The organism is Mesorhizobium sp. M7A.F.Ca.CA.001.08.2.1 (assembly GCF_003998455.1).
GTDB lineage: Bacteria > Pseudomonadota > Alphaproteobacteria > Rhizobiales > Rhizobiaceae > Mesorhizobium > Mesorhizobium ciceri.
This window is the reverse complement of sequence record NZ_RZPW01000323.1, coordinates 1-6,550: the sequence shown is the minus strand read 5'-3', so window position 1 is coordinate 6,550 and position 6,550 is coordinate 1. Positions and strand designations below refer to the sequence as shown.

The 6,550-nt window shown below is 60.1% G+C and carries 7 protein-coding genes; 4 read left to right on the top strand and 3 right to left on the bottom strand.

What is annotated here, in order from left to right; genetic code table 11:
* The first annotated feature begins 33 nt into the window (after positions 1-33).
* Positions 34-1,164, top strand: coding sequence for a glycosyltransferase family 1 protein (locus EN914_RS19345; protein WP_024505415.1), 1,131 nt, complete (start codon positions 34-36; stop codon positions 1,162-1,164).
* On the opposite strand, the gene EN914_RS19340 is transcribed toward EN914_RS19345, so the two are convergent.
* The gene (locus tag EN914_RS19340) at positions 1,157-2,389 is read right to left on the bottom strand and encodes a glycosyltransferase (protein ID WP_024505416.1); all 1,233 of its coding nucleotides are present in this window, start codon (positions 2,387-2,389) and stop codon (positions 1,157-1,159) included. The two genes, EN914_RS19345 and EN914_RS19340, sit on opposite strands and share 8 nt — an antisense overlap.
* 244 nt (positions 2,390-2,633) lie before the next feature.
* On the opposite strand from EN914_RS19340, the gene EN914_RS19335 reads away from it, so the two are divergent.
* Positions 2,634-3,506, top strand: a complete 873-nt coding sequence (locus EN914_RS19335; RefSeq protein ID WP_024505417.1) for a glycosyltransferase family 2 protein — start codon at positions 2,634-2,636, stop codon at positions 3,504-3,506.
* A 13-nt stretch (positions 3,507-3,519) separates the two neighbouring features.
* Positions 3,520-4,827 carry a polysaccharide biosynthesis/export family protein gene (locus EN914_RS19330; protein WP_024505418.1) on the top strand — a complete coding sequence of 436 codons (1,308 nt, stop codon included), beginning with the start codon at positions 3,520-3,522 and terminating at the stop codon, positions 4,825-4,827.
* Positions 4,828-4,931: 104 nt separating this feature from the next.
* On the opposite strand, the gene EN914_RS38355 is transcribed toward EN914_RS19330, so the two are convergent.
* A complete protein-coding gene (locus tag EN914_RS38355; RefSeq protein ID WP_155924994.1) occupies positions 4,932-5,069 on the bottom strand; it encodes a hypothetical protein in 138 nt (45 codons plus the stop codon).
* Between the two features lie 127 nt (positions 5,070-5,196).
* Between EN914_RS38355 and EN914_RS19325 the strand changes: the two genes are divergently transcribed.
* Positions 5,197-5,427 carry a hypothetical protein gene (locus EN914_RS19325; protein WP_127219079.1) on the top strand — a complete coding sequence of 77 codons (231 nt, stop codon included), beginning with the start codon at positions 5,197-5,199 and terminating at the stop codon, positions 5,425-5,427.
* Between the two features lie 12 nt (positions 5,428-5,439).
* Here EN914_RS19325 and EN914_RS19320 read toward each other — a convergent pair whose 3' ends face one another.
* The gene (locus tag EN914_RS19320; protein ID WP_024505420.1) at positions 5,440-6,234 is read right to left on the bottom strand and encodes a sugar transferase; all 795 of its coding nucleotides are present in this window, start codon (positions 6,232-6,234) and stop codon (positions 5,440-5,442) included.
* Between the last annotated feature and the right edge of the window lie 316 nt (positions 6,235-6,550).

Below are 6,550 nucleotides of genomic sequence, written 5' to 3'. Positions count from 1 at the left end.
GTTCCACACTGAACGATCCAAGGGGTGGACGACATGGCGCGACGTTGGACGATCAATGGGCGGTTTCTTTCGCAGCCGACAACAGGCGTTCAGCGTTACGCGCGCGAGGTCGTGCGCGCTCTCGACACCTTGTTGGCCGAGCAGAACCCGCTGACCCGCGGCCTCGAGCTTGCACTGCTCCACCCTCCAGGGTCCGGAGACTTCCCCCTGGCTTGCATCGAGCGTCGAGAGATCGGCGGCATGAACGGGCATGCCTGGGAACAGGTGCAGCTCCCCTCATCCCTGGATGGCAGCGGACTGCTCAGCCTCTGCAACACAGGGCCGCTGCTTTCCCGCAAGCATATCGTCTGCGTCCATGATGCAAACGTCTGGAATGCCCCGCAGAGCTATTCATTTGCCTTTAGACTTCTTTACAGGAATCTGTTGCCCGCCCTCGGCAAGACGGCGTGCGGTATTTCGACCGTTTCCAACTACTCCTTGGATGAACTGGTTCGCCGCGACGTCATCCCGGCAGAGCGGGCTTTCGTGGCGCCGAACGGCCATGAGCATGCCTTGCGGTGGGAGCCTGAACACTCAGCACAGACGCGGCTGGCGGCCTCGCGGGAAACCGTTGTCCTGATCGGCAGTGCCGCACCTCACAAGAATCTGGATCTCCTCCTGAACATGGCTGATCGTCTTGGCGAAGCCGGACTCAGAATCGCGATTGTCGGCATGTCGGATTCGCGCGTCTTTAGGTCAGGATCCGCCAGGACCGAAGCGCGAAACATCCACTGGCTCGGCCGCATTTCGGATGGCGAGTTGGCGGCCCTCCTCGGGGACTCGCTATGCCTGGCTTTCCCCTCGCTCACGGAGGGCTTCGGTCTCCCAGCCCTCGAGGCGATGGCCGTCGGCTGTCCTGTCGTGGTTTCAGACCGCGCCAGCCTGCCTGAAGTCTGCGGCAATGCAGCGCTGTTTGCATCCCCAGACGACCAGGACGCATGGTTCGACAGTTTCGTGCAGCTTCGCACTTCTCAGGCCCTGCGCGCTCAGATGATGGGCAAGGGAAAGGCGAGAGCCGCGGAATACAGCTGGAGGGCGACGGGCCTGCGTTATCTCCAGGCGATGGCGGCCGCAGACGGCGTCGATACGGAAACGAAGATCGTCAGGGCTCCCGAATTCACATGATCTCGTGAAGTGCCTGGACGGCGTCTAGCGATTCCAGGATCGCGCGGTCGAAGTTCTCTTCTGAAAAACGTCCTGCATTTCTGGCGCAAGCGCGCGGCGCAATGGCATGGCTATTCTCTTCGAACCGTTCCACTGCCTGCTTGAGGTGATCGACCGTTTGAGCCTTGAACAGCACTCCTGTCGGCTCGGAGGATGATCCTAGCCGCTGTACGATGTCGACGGCGCCGCCGCGACCGAAGGCGACCAGCGGCGTCCCGCAGGCCTGTGCCTCGGCCAGCGCTATGCCGAAATCCTCGCAGCCCGCAAACACCATCGCCTTCGCCCGCGCCAGGGTGTCCACATAGTCTTTCCGGGGCAGGTAGCCCGAGAAGGTGACGTTGGGACCGGCAAGCGCCCGCAAGCAGGCTGATTGCTGCCCTTCGCCAACGATGACCAGTCGCCGCGAAGGCATTTCGTTGAAGGCCCGGATGACAAGGTCGGTGCGCTTGTAGGGGGCGAGGAAGGACGCTGAAACGTAGTAATCGTCCTTATCCTCCACACAAGGCAATTCGCCCAGTGTGACCGGGGGGAAAACGACGCGCGCCTGGCGCCCGTAAATGTGCTGGATACGGGAGCGGACATAATTCGAGTTCGCCAGCATCAGGTCCGGACCGTGCGCGGTTCTCGTATCCCATGTCCTCAGGCGATGGAGCATGTAGCGATAGAGCATTCCCTTGGGGCCGAAACCAAGCCGTCCCTGCTGAAGATAGGAAAATTGTTCATCCCAGGCGTAGCGGACGGGACTGTGCACATAACACAGATGCGGCTGGTCCGGCCTGGTGATGACGCCGCGCGAGAAGGCGGCCGACGACGAGATCACCGCGTCGTAGCCCGTCACGTCGAATTGCTCGATCAGAAAGGGACAGAAAAAGAAGAGGGATCGATAGAATTTATGGACCATCGGTATCCGGTTGGCCGCAGACGTATGGAATTCCACGTCGTGGAAATATTGCTCCTTCACCTCTTGTGGCAGGAAATCGAAAAGCGTGAAGACCTCGGCGTTGGGGAACTGCTTGCAGATTTGCGCAAGAACCCTTTCCCCTCCCCGGAAATTCGGGCACCAGTCATGAACGATCGCTATCCTGGCATTGCTGTCGAAGCCGGGCCCCGGCGCGGCCGGCAATTCTTCGATGGATACATCGATCTTGGCAGCGACGGCCAAATCGGAAGAGCGTTCGTGGAGCATGGTTCCCCCTAGCCTCATAAGGCTGGCAGTCTCCATTCCATGTCGTTGCTCCGGCAAGCTGTCCGATCGGCTACACACCGCTACGGGCGCATGGCCATCTAATACTTGCGGATGTGGTCCGTCACCGGGATACTCCGAAAGCCTGTGTCCGGCGGTAGGCCAGGCTCCTCCCGTCTCCTTTTATGCAGGCTGTGTCGGTCCACTCGTCGGTCTAGGTTTCGGCGGAACCGAAGCTGGATCGAGCATGAGACTCATAGTGATCATCCCGACGCTTGGCCGCAGCGGACAGGTCGGGCGTTTGCTTGGATATTTGGGCGGCCAGACGAGGCTTCCTGATGAGGTCATAGTGTCGGCGCCCGACGCCTCGCATGTCGGCCTGCCGGAAAGCTGTCCTTTCCAGGTGTCACTCGTTTTCGGACCGAAAGGACTGGCTGCCCAGCGGAACAGGGCTCTCGTACCTTCCCTGGGGCGCTTCGACATCATCACATTCTTCGACGATGATTTCGTTCCGTCCGCCGAATATCTGCAGCAGGTCGAGAAAGCTTTCGTGGAAAATGACGGATGGGCGGTGGTGATGGGCACGGTCGTCAGGGACGGTGCCACGAATGCTGGCCTCACCTGGGAAAATGCCGAAGCCGCCTTGCGGGAAAACGAGGGCAAAAAACATGATGGACCGCCGGTGGTCGACCATGTCGGAGCATACGGATGCAACATGTCCTTGCGTTCCTCGCTTGTGGGCGATTTGCGCTTCGACGAGCGCCTCGTCTTGTACGGCTGGCAGGAAGACATCGACTTCACCAGCCAAATGAGATCCAAAGGCCGCGTGGTCTGCGTGACCGCGATCACGGGCGTCCATCTCGGTATCAAGACAGGGCGGGTCAGCGGCGAGCGGTTCGGCTACTCCCAGGTTGCGAATGCGATCTATCTGATCAGGAAGGGCTCCGTTCCGGCCTCTTTCGCTCTTCCGCTGATGTTCAGGAATATCGCCGCGAATCTCGCAAAGAGCCTGCGGCCTGAGCCGTATATCGATCGCAGGGGCAGGCTCAGGGGTAACATGCTGGCGATCCGGCACATCGCCATGGGACGAATCGAACCCGAATACATCCTGAAAATCTGAAGGTGGGAAGACAATGCGGAAATGGCTTGTGACAGTGGCGGCGGCTTCATTGGCGGCGGCTGCCTGCCCCTTGCCGACGGTGGCTGCCGAGTACCTCCTCGGACCTCAGGACAAGGTCAGGCTCAAGGTCTACGAATGGCGCGCATCACGCGACGTGATTTTCGAATGGACGGCTCTCAACGACAGTTTCGTCGTCGGTGCCGACGGCACGCTCTTCCTTCCATTTGTCGGCCAGATACGCGCGCAGGGCACCGCCCCCGGCGACCTCGCCCGCGCGATCGGCGACCGCCTGATGCAGCACATGGGCCTCGGCCGCCAGCCGGATGTCGCTGTCGAGATTGTCCAGTACAGGCCGTTCTACATTGTCGGCTACGTCACGCAGCCAGGCGAGTTCCCCTACAGGCCCGGGCTGACGGTGCTGCAGGCGCTGGGAATCGCCGGCGGCCTGCGAACACGCGAGGAAGACATGTCGAGGCTCGAGCGTGAAGTCATCGTGGGTCAGGGCGATGTGGGTTTGTTGGCGCTGAGCAACGTCAGTCTGCTCGCTCGCAAAGCACGGCTGGAATCAGAACTAGCTGGCAGCGACGACATCGCCTTCCCTGCGCAACTGAAGGACAGAGCTTCGAACGAGACGGTCGCGGTGGCGATGGAGCAGGAGCGCAAGATCTTCGCCGTCCGCAAGGACGCCATGGCGACGCAACTCCGTGCCCTGCGCGAACTCAAGGATTTCCTCGAAAAGGAACTGACCTCGCTCGGCCAGCAGATGGCCTTCCACGACCAACAGATCGAACTTATCCAGAAGGAACTCGCGGGTGTTTCGGCCCTTGTCCAGAAGGGGCTGGCGGTTGCACCGCGGGAACTCTCTCTACAGGGAACGGTCGCACAGATGCAGAGCGACAGGTTGGTTGCCGAGACCTCGCTCTTGCGAGTCAGGCAGGAGATAAGCAAGACCGACATCGAGATCCTCAACCTCGGCAATAGCCAAGCCAGCGAAGTCGCTGCTGCCTTGCGCGAGACGCAACTGCAGCTCAATGAAGTGACCAGCAAGGCCAACACCGCGGTGCAGTTGTTGCACGATACCGAGGTCACGGCCCCTGCTCTGCTCGCCCTTAGAGAGCGCGCCGAAAGGGCCAAGCCGATCTTCAAGATCGTGAGGACGACGGACAGCGGCTCGCAAGAACTCACGGCTGAGGAAACGACGCCGATCGAGCCAGGCGATACCGTGAAGATCGATATCCCCGCCCCGCCGTCCGGCTTGGCTGCTCTACCTGTAGAGGACGACGTCCAGGCAGGGACGGTTTCTGTTCAAGGTACCAATTGACAGGCTTCATGATTGGCGCGGGTGCCGGCTCGCAACGCCTTCGACATGACCTCCGAACCCGAGACCGTTGGTGGCCGCCTGGACGGGTAAAGAACGCGCCGGCGTCATGGCCAGAGCGGTTCAGAGTGGGCGGAGCTGCCAGCTCGCTGCAGGTGCTTGTTTTTCTGCTGTTCCACACGGAAAACCGCCGCGCACCTTTCTTTGAACTGGTTCGCTTCAAGTTCAATGATCTGGCCGACCATGCTAGCAATTTCCGGCGGCACTTGCCTTGCACTTTGAGGCCGCATATCAGTGGGCACGCTGACGATGCCTTCCCTGCCGCAGTGAGGCGATCAGTTCCTGCGGGTATCACTGGAGATGTCGGTGCTCATGAGTGTAATCGCTATATCGGCGGCAGGCGTTCTGATGGGACTGCGCTTCAAGGCTCCTGCGCTGATCGCGGCGACTGCGCTGCTTGTGGTCGGAAGCTTTGCCTGGAATGGGCTCGGGTTGCCGGGCTACGTGACCGTCACTAAGTTCCTGATACTGTCATTCGTCTTGGCTGGCGCCTATATCATCGGTCTGTCCCTGTCCGTCCACCGGAAGCGCAAGGAAAGGTGACACGGCGGGACTTCAGGAAGCCCGGTCGAAACGTATGACTGCGAAAACCGTCCTGAACAGGATCACGATATCGAGCCAAACCGACCAGTTCCGCACATACTGGCAGTCCAGCTTCACGCGGTTGGCGTAGTCCATGCTGCTTCTTCCGTTCACCTGCCACAGACCGGTGAGCCCGGGCTTTGCCCGAAGGTATTCCCCTAAGTGGTCGCCGTAGCATTTTAGTTCGTCCTTGACGATGGGCCTTGGACCCACACAACTCATGTCGCCGCGGATGATGTTGAACAATTGCGGGAGTTCGTCGAGGCTCGACTTACGCAGCATCCACCCAAGCACCGTGACGCGGGGGTCGTTCCTGATCTTGCGGGTCTCCTCCCATTCCAACCTGACTTGAGGGTTGCTGTCGAGAAATGACTTCAGAACTTCGTCCGAATTGGTGACCATCGAGCGGAACTTGTAGCAATCGAATGGCTTTCCGCCAAAGCCGATGCGGCTATGCGAGAACACTGCCGGGCCTCCTGCCGTCATCCTGATCAGCAGAGCAACGACAATCATTACCGGCGCGGCAACCATAAGCGCCGTGAATGCTACTACCAGATCCATGATGCGCTTCAGGAGACCGCCCACAGGAGGGTTCGTCGTTCCCAACCTGAGCGCAGGCGAAAGGTCCGTCAACACTGCCCCGGCACCGTTGTTGTCGGATGCGGGAAGGACGTGCAGGACTGCCGTTCGGCTGTCGGACGGGATAGGCAGAGATGGCTGAACCCAGATCGGTGCTGCCTGATGTGACTCGAAGGCGTTCGTTGTCATGGAACAATCGCTGTTTCGACTTGTTGTTGCACTCTTCCAAGGTCGGAGGTTGTCGACAAGAAGGGCAAAGGAGGTAGCGTGACGCTCAGGGGCTATCCCCCTAATCCCAAGGAATGATCCTCCTAGACTTTTTGCAACTTCCGAAGGAGAATGTCTCGCTACGGTTTCATGCTTTACGGCGCTTGGGCGCGCGGACCCTGGCCAAGAGTACGCCTAGTATCGGGGTCCTGCAGGCCTGCAACGTCTTGACAAGTTCCTGCAGCGTCTGGACCTGTGTCTTGCCCCACTCGGCAACGATCACCACGCCGTCCAGGAC